Origin of the sequence: Psychrobacter maritimus (genome assembly GCF_029953575.1) — a bacterium.
In the GTDB taxonomy this organism is placed as follows: domain Bacteria; phylum Pseudomonadota; class Gammaproteobacteria; order Pseudomonadales; family Moraxellaceae; genus Psychrobacter; species Psychrobacter maritimus.
Map to the genome: position 1 here is coordinate 1,809,295 of NZ_CP124526.1, position 23,753 is coordinate 1,833,047.

A 23,753-nucleotide genomic window follows, 5' to 3' on the forward strand; every position below is an offset into this window, starting at 1 on the left:
ACGGCTATTTTTATGCGTGTTTCAATAAGAAATAAAGTAAAGGATTCTTATCGTTATCTATAGTTAGACGTTAGCGCGCCATATAGTTGGTCATCTCTTCCACACCATGTAAAGTCATCGGATACATCTTATTATCGAACAGTTTTTTAATCTCGACGATGGTTTGGGTATAATTCCAATACGCAGGGTTTTCAGGATTGAGCCAAGCGACTTTATCAAAATGCGCCAGCACCCGCTTAAGCCAAACGATGCCCGCCTCATTATTCATATACTCAACACTACCGCCAACTGTCATCAGCTCATAGGGCGACATCGATGCATCACCGACGAATATCACGCGATATTCTCGGCCGTATTTATTGAGCAGCTCAAAGGTAGGCATCGGTGCACTATGACGACGATTATTGTCCTTCCAAACATAATCATATAAACAGTTATGAAAGTAAAAAAACTCTAAGGTTTTAAATTCATTCTTCGCCGCTGAAAACAGTTTCTCTAATGCTTCCACATGGATATCCATACTACCACCGACATCAAACAACATCAGCACCTTGACGCGGTTACGGCGCTCAGCTTGCATATGAATATCGAGCATGCCTTTTTTGGCGGTGCGCTTGATGGTCTCATGAATGTCTAGCTCATCCGCGCTACCGGTACGCGCAAACTGGCGCAAATTACGCAGTGCCATTTGAATTTGGCGCGTACCAAGCTGATTATCATCATCGAGATTGCGATATTTTCGCTGCTCCCAAACTTTGGCAGCGCTACGTTTGCGTGATTCACCGCCGACGCGCACCCCTTCTGGATGGTCGCCATAGGCACCAAATGGTGATGTCCCACCTGTACCGACCCATTTACTGCCGCCTTGATGACGCTCTTTTTGCTCTTTCAGACGCTCTTCAAGCGCTTTCATCAACTCCTCTAGCGAGCCGTATTTTTTTAGCAAGCGCCGCTGCTCTTCGGTCAGATTTTTTGGGTCGAGCTTTAAATCGAGCCATTCTTTTGGGACGTCCGTTAACTTGGCCAACAGCTCGTCCATATCAAGGCTATCCACCCCTTCAAAATAGTCTGCCATGGCGCGGTCAAACTTATCAAAGTGACGCTCATCTTTGACCATACAGAGGCGAATCAGCCGATACATATCCTCGCGACTGGCAAAGGTAGACAGCTCTGGATCCTCAGAATGCGGCTGCATCATCAGCCCTTGATCTAACGCAGCGTTTAGGTCAAGCAGCTCACGGGTACTGACGGGTACGCCGTAAGTACGTAGGGTATAGAACAATTTGATAAACATAAGACACGTATCACTTATTGGCTGACATTATTATCTGGCGACGTTGCTGATATGGTTACGAGTGAAGCCGTTTCATTGGCTTTAATCATGACAAATGGTCTGTCGCTTAGCGACGCATCATATTGGCAAAACGCTGCAATAAGTTGACATCGGCTTCATTCTTAAGCAGTGCACCATATAATGGCGGGATAGACTTTTCGCCGCGCAAGTTTTCTTCCAATTCTTCTTGTGCCATATCATCGGCCAATAATAACGTTAACCAATCAACCAATTCTGACGTTGAGGGTGGCTTTTTAAGCCCTTGAACATTACGTAGCTTATAAAAGATATCTAATGCATCATTGACCAGCTTTTCTTGGATATCAGGGAAATGCACCTCAATGATTTGACGCATGGTTGCTTCTTCTGGGAAGTCGATATAATGGAAGAAGCAACGACGCAAAAACGCATCTGGCAGCTCTTTTTCATTGTTTGAAGTGATAATGACTACAGGACGCTGCTCAGCAGTGATGGTCTCGCCCGTCTCATAAACATAAAATGACATCTTATCCAGCTCATGTAGCAAGTCATTGGGAAACTCGATATCAGCTTTATCAATCTCATCAATCAATAACACACTGCGCTCTTTACTGGTAAAGGCATCCCATAACTTGCCCGGCTTGATATAGTTACCAATCTCATAAACCTTATCATCACCCATTTGCGAATCTCGCAAGCGCGATACCGCATCATACTCGTACAAACCTTGCTCAGCTTTGGTGGTTGATTTGATATGCCATGTAATCAGCGGCATACCCAGACTCTCTGCTACTTCTTCAGCCAGTAACGTCTTACCGGTGCCCGGTTCGCCTTTGATAAGCAGCGGCTTTTGTAACGTCATCGCCGCATTGACTGCCAATTGCAGATCGTCGGTAGCGATATAGCTTTCTGTACCGGTAAAGGTTTTCTTGGTTTTATCGGTCGTGTTTGTCATAAACTAAGTCTCAGTTATTGTTATACATTAAAGGGATTAAGGGGCAAGTGGTGAATAAGAAATAATGAATTAGACTAGCACAGCTGCCTTAATTGCCAAAATACTCATGCGTTCGCAGTTGCTAACAAATATTACTGATATCGTTTTAATAGTCATTAATTGCTTATATCCTCAATCGGCAAAAAATGCTTTTACATAAAAATGCTTTTACATAAAAAAAGACACACACGGTGTCTTCTATTTTAGCTAATAAAGCTTAATTCTACTTTAAAGCTTATTAGATTTATTACTATCCGCTTGCTTCAATGGCTTATTGTCTTTTTTTAAACTGACTTCAGCTTCAGGCTTATTTATTTCCGTCTTAGCCATTTCAGGTTTGGTTATTTCAGACTTAGACATTAATACTGAGTCATCGGATGACTCTGCTAAACTCGCATTGTCTGTTAAGTAATTACCCGTGGTTAGCTGCATCGTCGCTTGCGTATCTTCTGCCGTTCGGCTGCGGGCTTTATCTAAGCTCGACTCAAACGCGCCGCGAATCAGTTGCCAAACAAAACCCACAAACAAGCCGACGACCAATACCACCAATATCGGCAACATATTAGCAATCGCGCCAGCCGTGTCTTTCATCATAATGGCATAGACAACGCTAATACTGGCTGGTGCAATCACGCTAGGGTCACCAAGCGCTGTACCGGGAGCTAGTAAAACAGCAAAGAGCATCATCCAACTCATACCGCCGAGTGGACGCGGCAAGACCCGAGCAACCAGTAGCCAAAGTATCAAGACGATGATGACACCGCCCAAATACGCATACATGGGTAGGTCTGCGGCTGGAACGTCTTTTACCAGCTGCCCCCACCAAATCGCAATCTCGCCGAGAATGTCACTGATGGCTTCCAATGGTAAGCTGTGTAAGATACTTTTAAACCAGTCCATACGTGTTTGGTTACCTGCATTTATCACCGGCGACACGTTATGTGTCTAGCGGTATAGGGTACGTTCTGTCGTACTAAAAATGGGGCCGACTACATCATCGACATCTGTACTGAATAGGCTGCTAGTTTATCACGACTTCTAAATAAAGTGCATGCTGACCACTGTTTGGTAACGTTTTTTATCAATTGGTCGCATCGCCAGTTGGCTTGTTATTAACACCGATTATGAGTGTTTATGAATTGCTGCCACTTGGCCGCTGACCTATATTTACCTTCAGTTGCCGTTAGTTGCTTTATAAAATAAGACACATTATAAAAGAAGCTTGCCATAAAACTTAAAAGAAATACTTTAAAACAAGCGCATTAATCGTAGATATTGTCTTGTGCTTCACGGGCGCGCAACTCGGCTTGGCGGCGCATGACATCTTGCGGCGGCATTTGTACAAAATAGCCTTGTGATTGTAATTTCGCCAACACTTCTTCTTTATCAACACGCGCAAGCGTTGCCGTAGTTGCCAAATCTAGATGCATGACAAACTGACTGCGCCCTAAGCCTGCACGGAAGTCTTTTGGTAATACGCCAAGCCAGTCTTTAATCTCGTCGGTATCGTTAGGATAATCAGGACGAGCAATATAGACGTACATATCATTGTGTTTGGGAAATTTGTAAATATCGCAATGCATAAAGGGCACCTATTGAGCACGAAAGGTTAAAAACCATCAATTAAAACAGTTATCAAATGACTGGTATTAAATAGCCTGTATTAAATAGCTTAAATGAAATGAATGAGGAATATGGGAATAATGGTTGCTAGCCTAGCATAATTTGTCCGACTTTCAATAGTGGCTTTGCGTAGCAGGCTTTAAAGAGATGGCTTTTGATTGCCTTATGTTGCTTTGTACAGGCGCAAAAAATTGGCTTTTTTAGCAGTTTATTTGCCTAAATATCTCTAAAAAAGCGCATTTTGGTTAAATTATTCACTTTAATCCATGCGGTGGCTTGTAAAAAAACCATTAACCTTTCATAATAAAAGCGTTTTTCAGGAGAGAGTCTTGGGCACGATGTCAGATGCACTTATTTAATGAGTTGCGTTGATAGTTGTAATAAGACCACCGAAGGCGCATATACCCTGCCAATCGCTCAGGTAAAAGGACTGAAAAACACATGTCATGGCTGTTTCGCTGTCTACCGTCAATCGCGTAGCACACCCAAACACAAGGCATAACAAATCTGGAGAGCGGTAAGGACGGACGACGCCTTGCCCACCGAAGGGGAGAAAATGCGACATCATTGCTATTTTTTTGCAAATAGATGCTTAAAAAAATGATGGTTCGTGTTGAAAATCTCAGGTTACAGGACAGATAGGGCTTTTGCTTAAACCGACGTTCAACGCTGGTTTGGCTTACTGCTTTATCTTTTTTTTCTGTGCTACCCTTGGTTGCAATGCTTGCACCCTGCAATATTGCTTCTCGCTACTATGATACTGCACATCGCTCATTACTCTACCGAGTACGACTGATGTACACATAAGGATTTGTTATGACCGACACTCAAAGCACCAATTCTCAAAACGCCAGCCCTCAAAGCGCAAGTACTTCAGCCCCTAAACGCACGCCTCTTTACCAGTCTCACGTTGATAGTGATGGCAAACTGGTGGATTTTTCTGGTTGGGAATTGCCAATCCATTATGGTTCACAAATCGAAGAGCACGAAGCGGTACGTACCGATGCCGGTATGTTTGATGTCTCACATATGGTCGTCGCTGATGTTAAAGGCGCTGACGCTAAAGCATGGCTACAAAAGCTGCTTGCCAATGATGTTGATAAATTAAAAACCGTCGGTAAGGCGCTATATTCTGGCATGCTCAATGAGCAAGGCGGCATCATCGATGACTTAATCGTTTACCTGATGAATGCAGACGCCACCGAATACCGTATCGTCTCAAACGCTGCTACTCACGATAAAGACATGGTACAGTTTGAAAAAGTCTCTAAAGGCTTTGACATTACCATCACCGAGCGTCCAGAGCTTGCGATGATTGCCGTACAAGGACCAAATGCGGTTGAAAAACTGGCGCAAGTTAAACCGAGCTGGGCGGATACCTTGGCGGGACTTAAGCCTTTCGTTGGTGCTGATTTAACAGACATCGAAGGCACAGATTGGTTCGTTGCTCGTACCGGCTACACTGGTGAAGATGGCGTCGAAGTGATTATGCATGGCGATGATGCTCCAGCGTTCTTTGAGCAATTAAAAGCCAATGGCGTCAAACCTGCTGGCCTTGGCGCGCGTGATACCTTGCGTATGGAAGCGGGCATGAACCTTTATGGTCATGATATGAATGAAGAAACCAGCCCTTATGAGTGCAACATGGGCTGGACGCTGGCGCTAAAAGACGAACGTGATTTTATCGGTCGTGAAGCCTTAGTAAGTAAGCGTCAGCAAGCAAAAGACGACAACACCGCCATGAAACAAGTCGGCTTACTATTGACGACGCGCGGCGTATTGCGTGAAGGCATGACCGTCACCATCAATCAAGGCACGGACAATGAGCAAACTGGTCTCATTACCAGTGGCACTTTCTCCCCTAGCCTAAAAAATTCGATTGCCATTGCCCGTGTCCCTGCCAGTTTATCAGATGACGATAGCGTTCAGGTCGATTTGCGCGGCAAAGGTAAGTTTGTCGATGTACGTGTGCTTAAGCTACCGTTTGTCCGTAATGGCAAGCAGCAGTTTGACTCTTAGTCATTATAAATTCTATTATTAGCTTCCACTATTTTTGTTAACCATCCTCTATCACTTAGGAGAGAGACCATGAGCAATATCCCAGCAGAACTAAAATACATCGCCAGCCACGAGTGGCTACGCCTAGAAGACGACGGTACTATCACTGTTGGTATCACTGACCATGCTCAAGACCTATTGGGTGACGTGGTGTTTGTTGAATTGCCAGACGTGGGTGACATCATCGCCGTTGATGACGAAATCTCAGTCGTAGAATCAGTAAAAGCAGCCTCTGACGTTTACGCGCCTCTCTCAGGTGAAGTCGTTGCCATCAACGAAGCATTAGAAGATGATCCAGAGATCATCAACTCTGACCCATACGGTGAAGGTTGGTTCTTTAGAATGAAGCCTGACAACATCGCTGACTACGAAGCGCTGCTAACTGCTGATGAGTACGAAAACGAGCTGTAATATCAGCTTTGCTCGCTTGCTGAAAAGCGCTATTTGACTGAAATGAAATATCGCTATCTGCAATCTTAAAAATGTCGCTTGAAAAATGTAACTTGCTATGACAGATATTGGCGTCAGCTGATATCTGTACGCCTTTTTTAACCTATTTATCGCTCAATTGACTACTGCCAACCGCTATTCGATTTACTCGTATTAACCACTTGTCAGACACTATTGAAAAGTTGCACTCAATACTGACCTAAGTTGATCATTCAATCCCCAGTATGGATTCTAATATGACCTCTAGCACTGACCTTAAAGACAATACTGCGACGCCTACTCATACCCCGCAGCTGCAAGCGTTTCGCGAAGTGGTTGAATCACGTCGTTCCGTTCGTCGCTTTACCGATACAAAGATACCTGACGATGTGTTAGCAGACTGTCTGCGTTTGGCCATGCTCGCGCCGAACTCGAGCAATCTACAGCCGTGGGAATTTTATGTGATTGATGATACGAACAATCGCAAACGCGCGGTAAAGAACTGCATGAATCAAAACGCAGCAAAAACCGCCGCACGCTTGATTGCGGTCGTTGCGCGTACCGATATCTGGCAGGATCACGCTCAGCAGATATTGCGCGAATACCCTGATACACCCGTACCCAAAAAAGTCAAAGACTACTACACCAAAGTCGTAGCCATGGACTTTTTACGCGGACCAGTTAACGTAATATCTGCGGCAAAATGGAGTGCAACTCAAGTATTTAGACGCGTAAAAGGTCCAATTAAGTCCCCTTATTATACCTTTGAAGACACCAAAAACTGGGCCACCAACAATACCGCCCTTGCCGCTGAAAACTTAATGCTCGCCCTACGCGCGCACGGTTTTGATAGCTGTCCGATGGGCGGCTTTGATGAGCCTGCTATGAAACGCTTATTAAATTTAAGTAACGATCAACATATCATTATGATGATTGGTGCTGGTGAGCGCGCTGATAATGGCGTCTACAACACCCAGTTCCGCTTTAACCAAGAGCAATTTGTCCATTACGTCTAAAACTGTAAGCCGTTATTGTTACTAGTTACTAGTTATTAGTTATTAGTTATTTTAGCCATCCCTTTATTACTCCCTTAACCAAGGACTCTCATGACTATTTCTCAAAACCCAACGTTTGATACCTTTAAAGGTTTATTCAACGAAGCTGAATTTGTCTATCGTCATCTAGGCTCAAATGAGACCAAGCAAGCTGACCTGCTCAGCGCAGTTGGCTATAAAGACATGGCGAGCTTCATTAACGATACCGTGCCTGAGCCTGTGCGCTTGCATAAAGAGCTAGATTTGCCTGTGGCGATGAGTGAGCATGCCGCGCTTGCTAAATTACGTACCATGGCAGACGACATCACGGTTAATAAGAGCTATATCGGTCAGGGTTACTCGCCTGTGCGCATGCCAGCGGTTATTCAGCGTAATGTGCTTGAAAATCCAGGTTGGTACACCGCTTATACCCCTTATCAAGCGGAAATTGCCCAAGGTCGTCTAGAAGCATTGCTAAACTTCCAGCAAGTTTGTATTGATTTGACTGGTTTGGAGATGGCTGGTGCGTCATTACTTGACGAAGCAACTGCTGCGGCAGAAGCGATGGCGATGTCAAAGCGTGTCAGTAAAAGCAAATCAAATCAGTTTTTTGTTGATGACCGCATTTATCCACAAACCTTAGACGTCATCAATACTCGTGCCAAATATTTCGGTTGGGAAGTGGTTGTTGGTGATTTTGAAACCGCCAAATCAGGCGATTATTTTGGTGCTATTTTCCAATATGTCGGTGTTGAGGGCGATGTAAAAGACTTAACCGACGTTATCGCGGCGGTGAAGAAAAACAAAACCTACGTCAGCGTTGTCAGCGATATCATGAGCTTGGTGCTATTAAAATCACCAGCCGATATGGGCGCAGACGTCGCATTGGGTAGCACGCAGCGTTTTGGTATTCCAATGGGCTTTGGTGGTCCACACGCCGCCTACTTTGCCTTCTCTGATAAAGCCAAGCGCTCAGCACCTGGTCGTATCATCGGTGTCTCAAAAGACTCACAAGGCAATACTGCATTACGTATGGCATTACAAACTCGTGAGCAGCATATCCGCCGCGAAAAAGCCAACTCAAACATCTGTACCTCACAAGTCTTGCTTGCTAATCTAGCGGGTATGTATGCGGTGTATCATGGTCCAGGTGGCGTGAAGCGTATCGCGACTCGTATCCATGCGTTTGCGACTGCCTTTGCAAATGTTATTAAACAAGCTAACGACAGCAATCTAAATGTGGTACATGAGCAGTTCTTCGACACGGTTGTTATTGATTGTGGTTCAGAGAAGCTGGCGACGCAGATTTTTGAAAATGCGGACAATGTTGGCTATAACTTATGGCGTTTGGGCGACAGTAAGCTTGGCGTTGCGTTCAGTGAAATCAGCGATGCGCAGGACTTTAACGTCTTAACTCAGCTATTTGTTAGTAAATCACATGATTTACCTGAAGCGGCTAGCGTATCACTTGATAGCGCCCACTTGCGTACCGATGATATCTTGAGCCATCCAGTATTTAACTCGCATCATACCGAACATGAAATGCTGCGCTACTTAAAATCGCTTGAAGACAAAGATTTGGCGATGAACCGTAGTATGATTTCACTTGGTAGCTGTACCATGAAATTGAACGCGACCAGTGAGATGCTACCGATTACATGGCCTGAATTTGCCAATGTACATCCATTTGCACCGCGCGATCAAGTCACCGGCTACATTGCGATGATTGATAGCTTGCAAGAGCAACTGAAAGCCATCACAGGTTTTGATGAAGTGTCTATGCAGCCAAACTCTGGCGCTTCAGGCGAATATGCTGGTTTATTAGCAATCCGTCGTTACCATGAGTCATTGGATGAAACGGATCGTGATGTTTGCCTGATTCCAATGTCAGCGCACGGTACCAACCCTGCTACCGCTATGATGATGGGTATGAAAGTAGTCGTGGTCAAAACTGATGACAACGGCAACGTAGACATCGACGACTTGACCGCTAAATGTGAAGAACACAGCGCCAATCTAGGTGCCTTAATGATTACTTATCCATCGACGCACGGTGTGTTTGAAGAAGGCATTCGTCATATTTGTGATTTGATTCATAAACATGGCGGTCAAGTCTATATGGATGGCGCCAACATGAATGCGCAGGTCGGCATGATGCAGCCTGCTGATGTTGGAGCAGACGTACTGCATATGAACTTGCATAAAACCTTCTGTATCCCACATGGCGGCGGCGGTCCAGGCATGGGCCCTATCGGCATGAAAGCACACTTAGCACCATTTATGGCCAACCATACGTTGAGCCCTGTGCATAATGCGCAAAATGATTGCTCAGCCGTATCAGCAGCACCTTATGGTTCAGCAAGCATCTTACCTATCTCATGGATGTATATCGCCATGATGGGCCGTGATGGTCTGCTAAAAGCAACTGAGCTTGCGCTATTAAATGCCAACTATGTTGCCAGCCAGCTGAAAGACCACTACCCTGTTCTTTATACCGGCAAAAACGGCCGCGTCGCTCACGAATGTATCATCGATATTCGCCCATTGAAGGAAGAAACTGGCATCACTGAAAGCGATATTGCTAAGCGCTTGATGGATTATGGTTTCCACTCACCAACCATGAGTTTCCCAGTAGCGGGCACCTTGATGATTGAGCCCACTGAGTCTGAGTCTAAAGAAGAGTTAGATCGTTTTATCAGTGCGCTACAATCTATCAAAGCCGAAGCAATGAAAGCCAAAGCTGGCGACGATGGTTGGACGTTAGAAGACAACCCATTGGTCAATGCACCGCATACTGCGGCGATGATTACCAGCAGCGAATGGTCGCATCCGTACAGCCGTGATACGGCTGCCTTCCCGCTGCCTTACATTCGTGCCCATAAATTCTGGCCGAGTGTGGCACGTGTTGATGATGCTTATGGTGATAAGAACCTTATGTGCTCTTGCCCAAGCATCGAAAACTATATGTAGTTTTCAAACAACTATAAACAGTTCATATAAAAACAAACCTCCAAGTCAGTAGCTGATTTGGAGGTTTTTATTTTGCCTATTCTGGGCTAGTAATTTAAAAGGTCATGTGATTAGCGTTTAAATTAGTGGCTAGAGTCTAATATAATAAAACATCAGTAAAATAACTTTTGGAAAATAACATGCAACAAAAAAGCCGCGTCATTCTGATTCATGGTCTGCATCAAACCGCTTGGATTATGCGGCCATTGGCCAAACGCTTGCAAGTAGCAGGATTTGATACCCACCAATATGGCTATCGCAGTATGCGTGACGGCATCAAAACCAATAGCGCCCGATTAAATGACTGGCTAGAAAATAATCATCATCCTGACCAGCCAATCGATTTGGTCGGTCATAGTTTGGGCGGTTTGATTATTCGTGATTTTGTCACTCAGTATCCCAAGTGGCAAATTGGACGCTGCGTAACGCTTGGGACACCGCATTTAGGTAGTGTTTGTGCAGATTATATTTGGCGCTTGACGCCAGCTGTGGTGGGGCGCTCGTACGTCGATGCGCTAGATGGCACGGTCGCGCCCTTACCGGAGCATATTACCTTAGGCGTAATTGCAGGTAATCGCCCTTATGGCTTAGGGCAGTTATTTTTGCAGTATCATAATCGCAAACTGCGTCGGGCAGACAACCTGCCATCAGTAGAACATCTACTACATGATGGCACAGTATATATAGAAGAAACCAGAATAGAGGCAGCCACTGACCATATCGTATTACCAGTATCGCACACTGGGATGCTGGTCGATAAAACAGTGGCCGCACAAACCAAGCATTTTTTACAACATGGACAGTTTGACCATAGCGAGCTTAAGCATTTATAAACACTAAGCACTTATAAATGCTAAGCACTTATAAACGCTACTCTTTATCGCTTATCGAACATTGATACCCATACCCTGCTGCAACTCGGTTTTATGTTCCTTAATCACTGGAATCAAGGTTTGCATCACCCACTCATTGCGCCAACCTTTTAACCCTTCTGGTAATTCGCTTAAATCTTTATCAAAGGCAATCACTTCATAGAGCTGTGCGAGCCATTTTTTACGCATCAATACATTAGCTGGCACGCCTATTTTTTCTGCTTGCTTATCTATCGCGTGTTGTACCGCTTTTGACAGTACTTTGTTTTTTGAGCGATACGGTGGTAATAGGCAGTCTGGATGTTCAGCAGGATGCAGATTTTTTGCTTCCTTAATCACCTTTAGCAACTCTTCACCATATAGGCGCAGCATACTACGGTGCATCGTGGTTTTATGTGCCAGCTCACGCATATTGTTTGGCTTTTCGGTGATAATCTCACGTACCGCTTGTTTTTTTATGACAAAGGTACGCGGCTGATTGGTCGCCCGCGCCAGCTCTTCGCGCCACGTTGCCACTGCTTGTAGTATCGCCATTTGCTCAGAGGTATAACGATAATCTGCCATCGTGAGATACATCGCCTCGTCTTCAACATGCTGCGCGTCATATAAATCACTGGCATAGAGCTGGCAGTCCGCCCATACATATCCAAACAGACCTTGCTTTTTCAGCTCGTACTCAAGACTTAAATAAAGCGCTGGCAAAAAGCGCACATCATCAATCGCATATTGCTCTTGCTCATCTGATAGCGGGCGTTGTAGCCAGTCTGATTGGCTTTGTTCTTTATCGATGTGCATATCTAATTGGTCATCAAGCGCCTGCTGATAGCCCATTTGCAATTGGCCGGTTAAATAAGACAGGGCAATTTGCGTATCAAAGATATTGGTCAATGGCGGACAACCAGACAGTAGATAAAAAATCCCCAAATCCTCGCCGCAGGCATGCCAAATCGCCACATCCACTTTCATCAGCGCTTGCCACAGCTCAGCCAATTGCAGTTGCGGGGCATCTAACAAATAAATATGATCACCCACATTTAACTGCACCAGTGCCAAGCGTGGATAATAGGTATCGCGCTTGATAAACTCGGTATCTAACGCTACCCGCCCGCAAGTTGCCAAGGCATCGATAACTTCCTTTAAACCATCTTGCTGACGTACCCAAGTGACCGCAGCTTCATCGGCGATATCTAGCAGTGCATCGATATCTGGCTCGGGTGGCAAATCTGTGGGCGCTACCTCATTATTGACTGATGGTTTTGAGGGCTCATCATCAGTAGCAGCAGTATTGTCTGAGAGGTTTGATTGGGTGGCAGCAGTTGAAGCTGTTGAAGCATGGTTGGACACGGGCAGATACCTGCATAAATAGGAAAAAATAAAACGCTAAATTGCGTCTTAGGGCATGTCCTCAATTCAACCGATAGGGCTCTAAATGGGCTAAAAATGGTTAAATTTTGCCAAACATCATCGAATAGCTAGGTAATATCTATATATTATCTGCGCTATTTTCCTTGTTTGACTGCAATTTACCTCATTTTTATCACCATTTTTAAAATGAGGACATACCCTAATAAAAGTGGATAAGAAAACAATTATAACAATTCCATCAAATAAAATGGACAAGACTTGGCTTTTATAGAGAATTTATGAAATTGCTATACAGCATACTATAAGAAAGAGCGATTTTGCATGGCTTGTCCAAGAGTCATACTATCAAGGTACTCAAGCTCGCCGCCCATCGGTACGCCTTGTGCCAAGCGAGTGACTTTATTAACATGACGACTGACCGCCTCACTGATAAAGTGCGCCGTCGTTTGACCTTCGACGGTAGTACCAGTTGCCAATATCAGCTCTTCAACAGGCTCTTGCTTAACCCGCCAAACCAATTGATCAATATTTAAATCATCAGCACTGATGCCGTCTATCGGTGATAAGTGACCGCCTAAAACGAAATAGCGCCCACGATAGCCTGCGGTTTGCTCGATAGCCATCACATCTGCGGCGGTTTCGACCACGCATAACAAGCCATTATCGCGCCTTGGATCTTGGCATAATGGACAAAATGCCTCGTCGCTAAAACTATGGCAGCGCTGGCATTCGACGATATCGCGCATCGCCTCATCAAGCGCTTGGGCGAGCGCCATGCCTTGGGGGCGTTTTTTGGTAAGCAGATGTAGCGCCATACGTTGGGCACTTTTTTGCCCCACGCCCGGCAAAATACGCAGCTGTTTGACCAGCTGATCAAATTTGGCTGTCAGCAAAGTAACTTCCTTTATTTAACTTAATTTATAAATCGTAGCTATAAAAATGGGGTCGTATCGTGTCGATAACAACCCCATTTTTGTGTTCAATCAGCAGTTTTTCGCGCTTAAAAGCTTAATATTTAACAGCTTTATTTTTAAAAAATTAGTCTTTAAAAGTTTCGTCTTTAAAAGCTTAGCGCTGAAAATCCTGCTATTTAGAACATGCCTTGCATACCTGGTGGTAGCCCCATACCTGAGGTCGCGCCAGCCATGGTTTCTTCATATAACTCATCTGCTTGACGGACCGCATCATTGATCGCAGCAGCAATTAAGTCTTCGATCATATCTGGCTCATCTTCCAATAAGCTTGGATCGATAGTCAAACGCTTGACCACGTGACGACCTGTCATAGTAACTTTTACCAGACCGCTGCCCGCTTCGGCTTGAACTTCTTTATTGGCCAATTCTTTCTTAGCGTTTTCAACGTTTGCTTCGACTTTCTTTTGCATCGTTTGTGCTTGTTGCATCAATGCTTGAATATTCATAGTTGCCTCTTTGTATTTTGTCTTAATGCGCATAATAATGAATCGTCATTAATCACGTAAACTTGATGTTAACCGCGATTATACCTTTATCTTTACAAACTGTCTAAACCACGCGCCAAATCTTTGATGATATCTTCCACATCTTCCAAGCCGACCGACAAACGGATGAGACTATCATTAACACCTGCCTCTGCGCGTGCCTCAGGCGTCAGGCGAAAATGGGTGGTGGTCGCCGGATGAGTAATCGTGGTTTTAGCATCGCCTAAGTTATTGGTGATAGAGACCATTTGTGTTGAATCAATCACATGCCAAGCAGCGGCTTTTGAATCCCTTTTGCTTGAATCAGTGCCAGCCGACGGCTTAACTTCAAAGCCCATGATAGCACCATAACCCCCTTTCATATGATGTTGACGCGTCGCCAACTCATGAGCGGGATGATTACGCAAACCTGAAAAATGCACGGTACTGACATTGGGATGATTGACCAAAAATTCTGCCACTTGATTGGCATTTTGGCAATGCGCTTGCATACGCAGTTTCAGTGTTTCAAGCCCCTTGGTAAAGACCCAAGCATTAAATGGGCTCATGCTGATACCGCCTGAGCGCACCACGGTAAATGCCTCTTGCATCAGCTTATCGCTACCGACTAAAGCGCCGCCCAAGACCCGTCCTTGACCGTCTAAGTACTTGGTCGCAGAGTGAATGACCACATCAGCGCCCAAATCTAACGGACGCTGCAATGCTGGCGTGGCAAAGCAGTTATCAACGACCAATAAGATATCGTTGGCTTTACATAGCCGACTTAAATAGCCGATATCGCAGATTTGCGCCAACGGATTGCTAGGGCTTTCGCAATAAATAACTTTGGTATTTGGCTGTACAGCCTTTGCCCACGCGTCATTATCGAAGCAATCGACATAGCTGACTTCAACGCCGAACTTTGCCATATAGTTATTAAATAAACCAATCGATGAGCCAAATAATTGATTGGCAGCGAGCAAATGATCGCCTGATTTTAGGTAGGCTAAGCACATGGTCAAAATCGCGCCCATACCTGAGGCGGTCGCCACCGCACGCTCGCCATTTTCAAGCGCGGCTAAACGACGCTCAAAGGTGCGCACGCTAGGATTGGTATGGCGTGAATAGACGTTGCCCGTCTTGTCACCGTTGAAATGTGCTGCCGCATCCGCCGCCGACTCATAAACATAAGAGCTAGTGGTAAAAATAGCTTCTGAATGCTCGCCCTCGTCGGTACGATGCTGCCCTGCCCGTACTGCTATCGTTTGCATACCATAATCGAGTTCTAGATTGAGCGCGTCACTGCGCCAGTTAGGGTCTACTTTATTTGTCTCTGTTTTATTTGCATTGCTATCATCATGCACTTGCGACTGGCTCATAAATTTTCCATTGCACTGGTTATTATTAAACATACGGCTTATTTTGACTATAAACAGCATTTGTTCGCGTTATCATAGCATGGCAACTTATTCCAAACAGCTGGTTTCAAAGGCTTGCTAAATATTATTTTTGAATACTAGAGGTTTAGCACTTAGTGTTCAGAAATTATTATTAAATATTTAGAATTAACTATTAACGACTTAATACTAAAAACACCGATGCATTTATAAGGATAAGATGCAAGCGCAGACGATGACTGGACGATGTGGTTATCATGACCAAATAACGTGCCGTATCTAACAAAAATAACGTATTTATAATAGGCACAGATGACAACAGCTGCTAAGCTTAGCCGCGCTTTGAGTATTGCTTTGAGCGATATTATGATCCGCTTCATAATCAGTGCTATCATCGGTAAAAACAGCAAGCAAAGTTAAGTCCATTATTCACCAGTATGTCATTACATTCAGGCTCATTAAGGTATCTCATTTATGTCGATGTTTAGTATAGAACCAAGCAACTTATCGCTGAGTCTAACACTGGGACTCACCTTAAGTCTTAGTGGCTGCCAAACTTTACCAAAGCAGCCGCATTTGCCTGAAAGCCAAGCTTTATCAGCGCGTGTTGACGCTCTCTATCAGAAAAATGATGAGCCACAAGACGATAGCATTGAAAGCGATAGCGATAATAATCAAAATAGTAGTAATCAAAGCAGTAATAATCAATATAGTAGCCAAGAAAATAGCCCAAATACCAATCCAAAAATCGACAATACGGATTTGGTGGCGGCGATTAGTGAACAAAGCGAGATTCACCCTGATTTATCTGGCTACCATCCGATTGTGACCGGTGCCAATGCGTTTGCCTCACGCAGCATTTTGACCAGTATGGCCACCCGCAATATCGATGCGCAATACTATATTTGGCACGATGACCAAGCCGGACAGCTGATGCTCAAAGACTTATGGGATGCCGCCGAACGCGGGGTTATTGTGCGCTTGTTGCTCGATGATTTTAATAACAATGCCAAATTCGATCAGCATTTATTACGTTTTGCCAGTCACCCGAATATCGCGGTACGTATTATCAATCCTTTGATGTATCGTAAATTTCAAACTTTAAACTTTGTGACGGGTTTACCGCGAATCAATCGACGCATGCACAATAAAAGCATGATTTTTGATAAGCAAATCACCATTATTGGTGGGCGTAATATCGGTGATGAATACTTAAGTAACGATAAAAACAGCCAGTTTGCGGATTTAGACGTTTTACTGATAGGTAAAGTTGTCGCTGATATTGACAATAGCTTTGCAAGCTACTGGTCGGCACCAATCTCATTTGACATCCAAACCCTAGCGTCCCTTGATAAAGGCGAAACTACGGATTTTTTAGAGGGCTTGGATAAGTTAAGAGTTGATGAAAAAAATAACAGCAAAAGTAGCTTAGATGTCTATAAAGCTGCTATCGAAGATTCGTCTATTGATACTGATTTAATCAATAAACGCGTACCCTTTCGCTGGACGGACATGCAGTTCTTAAGTGATGATGTTGGTAAACTCACCAAAACTGTCCCAGCAGATACCAATTTGGTGCATCAGCTGCGCACTTTATTGGGCAGCCCGACCAAGCGCCTTACTATTATTTCATCTTACTTTGTACCTACCAAAGACGGTGTCAATACGTTGGTTGCGCTGGCCGAAGCGGGCATCGACATCAAGATTTTAACCAACTCTTTTGATGCCACCGATGTGACCGCCGTGCATTCTGGCTACAGTCAATGGCGTCCTAACCTGCTGCGTGCAGGGGTAAAAATCTACGAGCTAAAATCTACCGCTTCTGAAGAAAAACGCGAAAACAAACTGTGGAAAGCGCGCAGTCAATCGTCAACCAGCTTGCATGCAAAAACCTTTGCCGTTGATGACTATCAAGTATTTATCGGCTCGTATAATGTCGACCCGCGCTCCGCGAATATCAATACCGAAATGGGCGTGATTATCAATGATGATGAGCTTGCAAAGCAGTTACATGGTGCGCTCAGCGATGACCTATTAAGCCAAGCTTATGAAGTCAAGTTATTAGAAAATGGCAATTTGCAGTGGCATACCGTAGAAGATGGCAAAAAGGTCATTTACGATTCAGAGCCACGCGTTGATATCAGTGACCATGTGTGGCTGACCATCATGTCATGGTTACCGATTGATTGGTTACTATAAGCGTTAGCTCATTTAGCTTGAATGAATCAGTTTTGTTTATAAGCGCTTATTTACAAATTGTCTATAGCGACAATAACTTGAGCGAGATATCTTAAGCCGATAATTTAACCTTGAAGTATTTTTTAGTGCAAGACCCTATCTTTTCGGAAAATCATTAGCCAGTTATATGATTTGTCGTTTTTTATTATGGCCGGTTATCTAGATGGTGACTGGCTTAACAAACTCTTCCCTATGTGGATGCGTGATATATTATGCCTTCTCGTTCTCAATATGCTCTGATGTCCTCTAAAGATAGAAATGCCGTACTGTTTATTTGCTTTAGCAGCGCGGTCGCGTTTTTTGATTTTTTGATTTATTTATATCTTGCAAATATCATCGCCGCTACCTTTTTACCTGCCAATGCTGACTCTACGGTTGCCAGTATGCAAGGGCTTGGGCTTTTTGCGATTGGGTATTTGGCACGTCCATTTGGCGGCATCATCTTTGGCCGCTTTGGTGATATTAAAGGTCGAAAACCGCTCTTATTAATCAGCATATTGGTGACTGCTGCAAGCTTATTAGCCATGGCCTGCTTACCAACGCATGCACAATGGGGCTTGGTTGCGCCCGCTTTATTTATTGCCTTACGTTTGATACAAGGGATGGCATTTGGCGTTTTTGTACCGCTTGCTTGGGTTTTTGTCTCAGAACACGTGCCGCGCCAATATTTATCAGTCGCTTGTGGCTATGTGACCGCAAGTTTCTATGTTGGTGTGTTATTTTCCAACGCCTTTTTTCTTTGGCTGACCAATGCACTGACCACTGCGCAATTGGCTGATTATGGTTGGCGTATACCATTTTTTATCGCAGCATTTTTGAGCGTTTTGCCTTTGTTGGCATGGCGCTGGATAGATGAGTCACCGTTTTTTATCGCTATGAAAGCATCAAAACCACGTGATTATGTGGTCAAACCCTTTACCCTACTCTTTAAACATTGTAAGCATTCTATCTTTATCGGCTTGGTTCTGACCCTCATTGTCGCTAGTATCACGACCGTTATCGTCCTGTTATTACCGGATTTAATTGAATTGCGCTTTACCCTAGATAATGACTTGTTTGGATTCTCACACAGTCTTGGCATTGTGTTTATGATTTTTGGCTGTGTGTTTTATGGCATCATATCCAATCATCAAAATTTTGGTAAAGTATTGGCGATTGGCTCTGTATTATTGATTGTGCAGATGCTTGCTTTCTTTTATCACCTGCAAGCCAGTGGCGACTATATTCTCATTATGTATGCGCTTTTAGGTTTTTGCGCTGGTATTGTCGGCATGATACCCGCCATTATTGTGCAACTATTTCCGACCAATGTACGACTCACTGGTATGGCGCTTTGTTATAATCTATCTTACGGTCTTGTTGGGGTATTGGTGCCTTTTGCGCTTGGTTACGCCACTTTATATATCAGTTTCTCGCCCGCCCTATACATCGTATTTATCGGCTTTATTGGCATCATCATGGGCATTTATTTTTATAATTTGCCAGAGTTTAGAAAAATCAATGAGGTTATTTGAGAAGTATTTATGTCATAGTAGCCATGTCATTTAGCCCTACTTTGCTTGGCCATTGATTTTTTCATCGTTTAACCAATATACCCTTAGTGATAAAAAAGCGCCCTGCCTCTATCAGGCATGGCGTTTTATCGACTAATTTTTTTAATATATATAAAAATGCATTTAAAAGTACTTATACTTAATAACGAGGCTTAACCCTAATGGTTGATATGACCAATAAACGACTCTCTGTTGCGCCAATGATTGATTGGACAACGACAGATTATCGCTACTTTGCGCGGCTGTTTAATCCGCACGTTTATCTTTATACCGAGATGATTAGCACCGGTGCGCTGATACATGGCAATCGCGCACGGCATTTGCGCTTTGATACGCTTGAGCATCCGCTGGTGCTACAACTGGGCGGCGCCGATATTAGCGAGATGACCCAATGCGCTGAATTTGCCCAGCAGCATGGCTATGATGAGGTCAATATCAACGTTGGTTGTCCGTCCGATCGCGTCCAACATAATAAGATTGGCGCTTGCCTCATGGCAGAGCCACACACGGTTGCTGATTTGGTTAAGCACATGCAGGCGGCGGTCGATATTCCGGTGACCGTCAAGCATCGTATTGGTATCGATGATTTTGACAGTTATGAGTTTATGGTAGATTTTGTCGAAAAAGTGGCAGCTGCAGGCTGTACGCGCTTTATCGTCCATGCCCGTACGGCGTGGCTACAGGGCTTGAGCCCGAAGCAAAATCGCGAAATACCGCCATTGCGTTATGATGATGTTTACCGGCTTAAGCAGGATTTCCCTGCCCTTGATATCGAAATCAACGGCGGTATCGAAACGGTTGCTGATATCAAAGCGCATTTGCAGCATATCGATGGAGTGATGATTGGACGGGCGTTTTACCATAACCCGTACTTGTTGGCAGAAGTTAATAGCTTATGGGGTGCGCCGATTCCTAAGCGCTCAGATATTTTAGCAAAACTGTATCCATATTTAGAAGAACAAGTCGCTAAAGGTGAAGCACTATCAACGATGACGCGGCATTATTTAGGGTTGTTCCAAGGGTTAATGGGCGCTCGCAAATGGCGACAAGCATTGAGTGGTAAACCGCAATTAACGATTGGCGATATTAAACGAGCCGCTGAAGAAGTCTTAGCCTTAAATCCAGATGCTTAGTCATCAATCATTATAAACATAAAATAACGGCTAATTGGTGCAAGTATTCATCAATTAGCTATTTGACATTTATATATAAACATTTAACTAACTTCTGCTAAATACTGCCCCATTGCTGCCCCATTATTAATAATGTGTAGCAGCATCGGCAGCACTAGCGAGCCTGACTTAATACGCGCGTAGCAAAATATCAATGCCAATACCACAATGGTGCTGATTTCATAAATGCCATATTGCAAGTGAATCACTGCAAATATCACGCTGGTCACTAGACTTGCGACGACTGCGCCGCGATGCTCTGCATAGGTTGCGCCTGAGAATTGCTCAGCGATAGCCGACCACAACAGCCCACGAAATATCAGCTCCTCATAAATTGGCGCGACAATCACCATCGCAAATATCAATAGCCATACAGAGCTGACAGACTGATATAAAGGGTCGACAAAGACCAGTGGCGATTTATCGAGCAGATAAGTTAATGCCTGACTACCAATCATAAATATCAGTAGCAATCCTAACATGCCGATGCCCACCGTCCATGAGAAGGGCTTTAGCGCCAGATACTGCTTTACATTCCCGCCTCTCACACGAATCAACAATACGCTGATTGCCACCAGTAATATGCAGCCGATGATGATAGAAAGACTTACTACCGTGCCATCATTGCTACCAAAAAAGAAAATATCGCCCATGGTTGCATTTTTAGTGGCCGGCAATACCAGTTTACCGGCGATATAGACGCCGATTAATTGACTGATAAAAAACATCACTACCATTCCTATGACCAACAGCAACGCACCCAAGCGCGAAAATAGCGGTGCAGGCTTAGGTGCTTTAGTCATAACAGATGGGATCATAACAGGTTTTGTGGTCGCATCTTTTAGCATAAAGTTGTCACTCAAAGGGGTGTGCTAGCTGCCAACAGGATATTTATTATGAGCATTAATAATGCATCAGCTTATTTTGGTAACTGTTTTTTGATAAGCTCAAGCACTTGTAGCGCCACCGATTCTGGATGCTCAAGTGGGAACATATGACCACCAGCGTGGGTTTCGTAATTTATATTAAGCCGTGATTTGATTTGCTGCGGGAACCTACGCTTAAGAAAGATACTGTCTTTACCAATGATAAGCGTCACCGGCGGTTTAGGTGCACGGTTTGGGGTCAGCCAATACCATGACGGATTGGTACGAAAAACCTCAACTTCGCTGGCTTTAGGGATAGCCAATGTTACCTTGCCATCAGCACGCTCATGTAAACCATGCTCGATATAGCCCTGAAAGCTCCGCTCATCGAAATCTTTAAAAAAGCCTTTATGACGCAGCTTATCATAAGCATCTTCGCGGCTATCCCAAACATCACGGCGATGCTTAGAGACGCCCGCTGGCGAGAGCTTATCCATCAAGCGATTATTCATCAGCGGTAATCTATCTGCGGTTTTGGCCAAATGCCATAGCAGGCTGACTTTGCCATAAATCCAAGGCGGATCCATCAGTACCGCTTGCGCAAAGTGTTCTGGCGCACGGTATAACGCCTGCATAGTACACATGGCACCAAGCGAATGACCGACGCCCACCACCTGACTAACGCCATGCTGCTCACAAGTACGTTTAACACTGTCGATAATCTGCTGCGTCAGGCTCTGCCAATGGTTATCGACTGGATAATCGGGCGTATTACCTAACATAGGAATATATTCAATGGTAAAAAACTCAGCAAGCGGTGCAAAAAACGGCGCATAAACGGCACTTGGCATACCATTGGCATGAGCAAAATGAATAACTGGCTTTTGGGTTATCTTAGATTTGGGCAGTGACGCAAAGGTCTGCAAGGTAATGGCACTCATGACAAGCTCTCAGTAATTTAAATAGCTGTTTATTATAATAGTCAAAATTTATATACAATTAAGGCTGAGCATAGTCATATGCTCAGCCTTAACAATCATACACATTAAATCTAAAATATAAAGGGCTTAGCGCATCTGCGCGTTACCCTCTTCTTGCGGTAGTACGTCAAGCTTGATGCTTGAGCCAAGCCCTGCGCCTAACTTAACCGCAAAGCGATCCATAAATAAGCTAAACGGGTCGCTCGGCGTATAGTTGACGACGTTATCAAGTTTAAGCTGTTTCTCTAAACTTGAAATACTGCCCTTTTTGTCGGCTAAACCAAGCTCAATAGACTGCTCGCCGGTCCAAAATAGCCCTGAAAACAGTTTATTTTGCTCAGGATTTTTTAGACGATCGCCGCGACCTTCTTTGACCGCATTGATAAAGTGCTTATGGGTATTGTCTAGCACTTTTTCGACATGCTGCTCTTCATAAGCCGTGAGCGGACGCGATAGGCTTAAGATATCTTTATACTCGCCTGCGGTAATAGTACGGTCTTTAACGCCAAACTTATCCATTAAGCCTTCGATATTATAGCTTGGCATAATTACGCCAATCGAACCGACCAAACTTGATGGATTGACATAAATCTCATCCGCAGCTGACGCGATATAATAAGCACCAGAAGCGCCCATATCACCAATCACCGCGTAAAGCTTTTTATCAGGGTATTCTTGACGCAAATCCATCATCGTCTGCCAGATTTCATCAGACTGGACAGGTGAGCCACCAGGTGAGTTGATATCGAGCGCCACCGCTTTGGCATTGCTGTTTTTAAAGGCGCGCGTCAAGGCTTCATTGACATCATAAGCATTGGCCACATCACCACTACTAATCGTCCCTTGGATTTCAACCACAGCCAAATGCGGCTTACTGGTATCCATGCCATCGAGACTGGTGGGTGTTTTAGTGCTGCAACCACGCCCGAGGGTTAAAAATATCAATAATATATAACCAAAGGTCAATAGCTTAAAGAAAATACTCCAGCGACGGGCGCGGCGCTGCTCAACCACACTGGCTAATAACGTATTTTCAATCAGTCGCCACTCTTGTCCGCTCGGCTGATTTGACTGCTGCAGCGGCGTTGGCTGATTTGCCGAGTTGTTAGGACGTTTGTTAGGGTCTGGTGGCCAGTTGGGCATATAACTTCCTAAGTCAGAAACAATGTAAAACAATAAAAGAGAGGGTCTTAAAACTTAATCGAGCAAAAACTTAATACAACCGCAATAAGTATATTTACTTATAGAAGTGCGTTTTGTAGCGCTTTCATAAAAGTTAAATAAGCTACTAAGTATGATGCCATTTCGCTCATGGTTCAATAGCAGAACTGTGAAATAGCTTGATATTATAAGGGCGACACCTTATAGCAGTGAGGCATTTCATAAGTAGAAGCGAGGCATTTTATAAGCATA

General features: G+C 44.3%; 19 protein-coding genes and 2 riboswitches. Of the genes, 8 read left to right on the forward strand and 11 right to left on the reverse strand.

The window, feature by feature from the left end; all coding sequences use genetic code 11:
* Positions 1–70 precede the first annotated feature (70 nt).
* From QJS82_RS07550 to QJS82_RS07565, 4 genes are all read right to left on the reverse strand, one after another.
* Positions 71–1,294 carry a vWA domain-containing protein gene (locus tag QJS82_RS07550; RefSeq protein ID WP_281490081.1) on the reverse strand — a complete coding sequence of 408 codons (1,224 nt, stop codon included), beginning with the start codon at positions 1,292–1,294 and terminating at the stop codon, positions 71–73.
* A 106-nt stretch (positions 1,295–1,400) separates the two neighbouring features.
* Complete coding sequence (locus QJS82_RS07555) at positions 1,401–2,267, reverse strand: AAA family ATPase (RefSeq protein ID WP_201628936.1); 867 nt, start codon at positions 2,265–2,267, stop codon at positions 1,401–1,403.
* Positions 2,268–2,534: 267 nt separating this feature from the next.
* Positions 2,535–3,206 (reverse strand): hypothetical protein, encoded by a 672-nt coding sequence (locus QJS82_RS07560; protein ID WP_281490082.1) that lies wholly within the window; start codon positions 3,204–3,206, stop codon positions 2,535–2,537.
* 362 nt (positions 3,207–3,568) lie between these two features.
* Positions 3,569–3,889, reverse strand: coding sequence for a YcgL domain-containing protein (locus tag QJS82_RS07565; RefSeq protein WP_201565121.1), 321 nt, complete (start codon positions 3,887–3,889; stop codon positions 3,569–3,571).
* A gap of 347 nt (positions 3,890–4,236) precedes the next feature.
* A riboswitch (glycine riboswitch) is annotated at positions 4,237–4,372 on the forward strand.
* 54 nt (positions 4,373–4,426) lie between these two features.
* A riboswitch (glycine riboswitch) is annotated at positions 4,427–4,577 on the forward strand.
* Positions 4,578–4,745: 168 nt separating this feature from the next.
* Between QJS82_RS07565 and gcvT the strand changes: the two genes are divergently transcribed.
* The 5 genes from gcvT to QJS82_RS07590 all read left to right on the forward strand — a co-directional run bounded on the left by gcvT (position 4,746) and on the right by QJS82_RS07590 (position 11,292).
* A complete protein-coding gene (gcvT, locus tag QJS82_RS07570) occupies positions 4,746–5,948 on the forward strand; it encodes a glycine cleavage system aminomethyltransferase GcvT (protein ID WP_281490083.1) in 1,203 nt (400 codons plus the stop codon).
* A gap of 69 nt (positions 5,949–6,017) precedes the next feature.
* On the forward strand, positions 6,018–6,398 hold the full coding sequence (gene gcvH, locus QJS82_RS07575; protein ID WP_144297111.1) for a glycine cleavage system protein GcvH: 381 nt from the start codon (positions 6,018–6,020) through the stop codon (positions 6,396–6,398).
* Positions 6,399–6,673: 275 nt separating this feature from the next.
* Positions 6,674–7,432: a nitroreductase family protein gene (locus QJS82_RS07580; RefSeq protein WP_281490084.1), complete on the forward strand. Its 759-nt coding sequence runs from the start codon at positions 6,674–6,676 to the stop codon at positions 7,430–7,432.
* Positions 7,433–7,522: 90 nt separating this feature from the next.
* On the forward strand, positions 7,523–10,420 hold the full coding sequence (gene gcvP / locus QJS82_RS07585; RefSeq protein WP_281490085.1) for an aminomethyl-transferring glycine dehydrogenase: 2,898 nt from the start codon (positions 7,523–7,525) through the stop codon (positions 10,418–10,420).
* Between the two features lie 179 nt (positions 10,421–10,599).
* Positions 10,600–11,292: an esterase/lipase family protein gene (locus tag QJS82_RS07590; protein WP_281490086.1), complete on the forward strand. Its 693-nt coding sequence runs from the start codon at positions 10,600–10,602 to the stop codon at positions 11,290–11,292.
* 51 nt (positions 11,293–11,343) lie between these two features.
* Here QJS82_RS07590 and QJS82_RS07595 read toward each other — a convergent pair whose 3' ends face one another.
* The 4 genes from QJS82_RS07595 to QJS82_RS07610 all read right to left on the reverse strand — a co-directional run bounded on the left by QJS82_RS07595 (position 11,344) and on the right by QJS82_RS07610 (position 15,513).
* On the reverse strand, positions 11,344–12,675 hold the full coding sequence (locus tag QJS82_RS07595) for a ribonuclease D (RefSeq protein WP_281490087.1): 1,332 nt from the start codon (positions 12,673–12,675) through the stop codon (positions 11,344–11,346).
* A 320-nt stretch (positions 12,676–12,995) separates the two neighbouring features.
* On the reverse strand, positions 12,996–13,589 hold the full coding sequence (recR, locus tag QJS82_RS07600; RefSeq protein ID WP_281490088.1) for a recombination mediator RecR: 594 nt from the start codon (positions 13,587–13,589) through the stop codon (positions 12,996–12,998).
* 197 nt (positions 13,590–13,786) lie between these two features.
* On the reverse strand, positions 13,787–14,116 hold the full coding sequence (locus QJS82_RS07605) for a YbaB/EbfC family nucleoid-associated protein (RefSeq protein WP_025651278.1): 330 nt from the start codon (positions 14,114–14,116) through the stop codon (positions 13,787–13,789).
* Positions 14,117–14,208: 92 nt separating this feature from the next.
* Positions 14,209–15,513, reverse strand: a complete 1,305-nt coding sequence (locus QJS82_RS07610; RefSeq protein ID WP_281490089.1) for an O-succinylhomoserine sulfhydrylase — start codon at positions 15,511–15,513, stop codon at positions 14,209–14,211.
* Positions 15,514–16,005: 492 nt separating this feature from the next.
* On the opposite strand from QJS82_RS07610, the gene QJS82_RS07615 reads away from it, so the two are divergent.
* The 3 genes from QJS82_RS07615 to dusA all read left to right on the forward strand — a co-directional run bounded on the left by QJS82_RS07615 (position 16,006) and on the right by dusA (position 20,455).
* Positions 16,006–17,730: a phospholipase D family protein gene (locus tag QJS82_RS07615; RefSeq protein ID WP_281490090.1), complete on the forward strand. Its 1,725-nt coding sequence runs from the start codon at positions 16,006–16,008 to the stop codon at positions 17,728–17,730.
* A gap of 251 nt (positions 17,731–17,981) precedes the next feature.
* Entirely contained in the window at positions 17,982–19,283 is a 1,302-nt protein-coding gene (locus QJS82_RS07620; RefSeq protein WP_201628902.1) for an MFS transporter, read from the forward strand.
* A gap of 200 nt (positions 19,284–19,483) precedes the next feature.
* On the forward strand, positions 19,484–20,455 hold the full coding sequence (gene dusA / locus QJS82_RS07625) for a tRNA dihydrouridine(20/20a) synthase DusA (RefSeq protein WP_281490091.1): 972 nt from the start codon (positions 19,484–19,486) through the stop codon (positions 20,453–20,455).
* Positions 20,456–20,538: 83 nt separating this feature from the next.
* Here the strand turns inward: dusA and QJS82_RS07630 are convergent, their stop codons facing one another.
* The 3 genes from QJS82_RS07630 to sppA form a co-directional block, all read right to left on the reverse strand.
* Positions 20,539–21,342, reverse strand: a complete 804-nt coding sequence (locus QJS82_RS07630) for a CPBP family intramembrane glutamic endopeptidase (RefSeq protein ID WP_438656687.1) — start codon at positions 21,340–21,342, stop codon at positions 20,539–20,541.
* Positions 21,343–21,413: 71 nt separating this feature from the next.
* A complete protein-coding gene (locus tag QJS82_RS07635; protein ID WP_281490092.1) occupies positions 21,414–22,301 on the reverse strand; it encodes an alpha/beta fold hydrolase in 888 nt (295 codons plus the stop codon).
* A gap of 126 nt (positions 22,302–22,427) precedes the next feature.
* Entirely contained in the window at positions 22,428–23,483 is a 1,056-nt protein-coding gene (gene sppA, locus QJS82_RS07640; protein WP_281490093.1) for a signal peptide peptidase SppA, read from the reverse strand.
* Between the last annotated feature and the right edge of the window lie 270 nt (positions 23,484–23,753).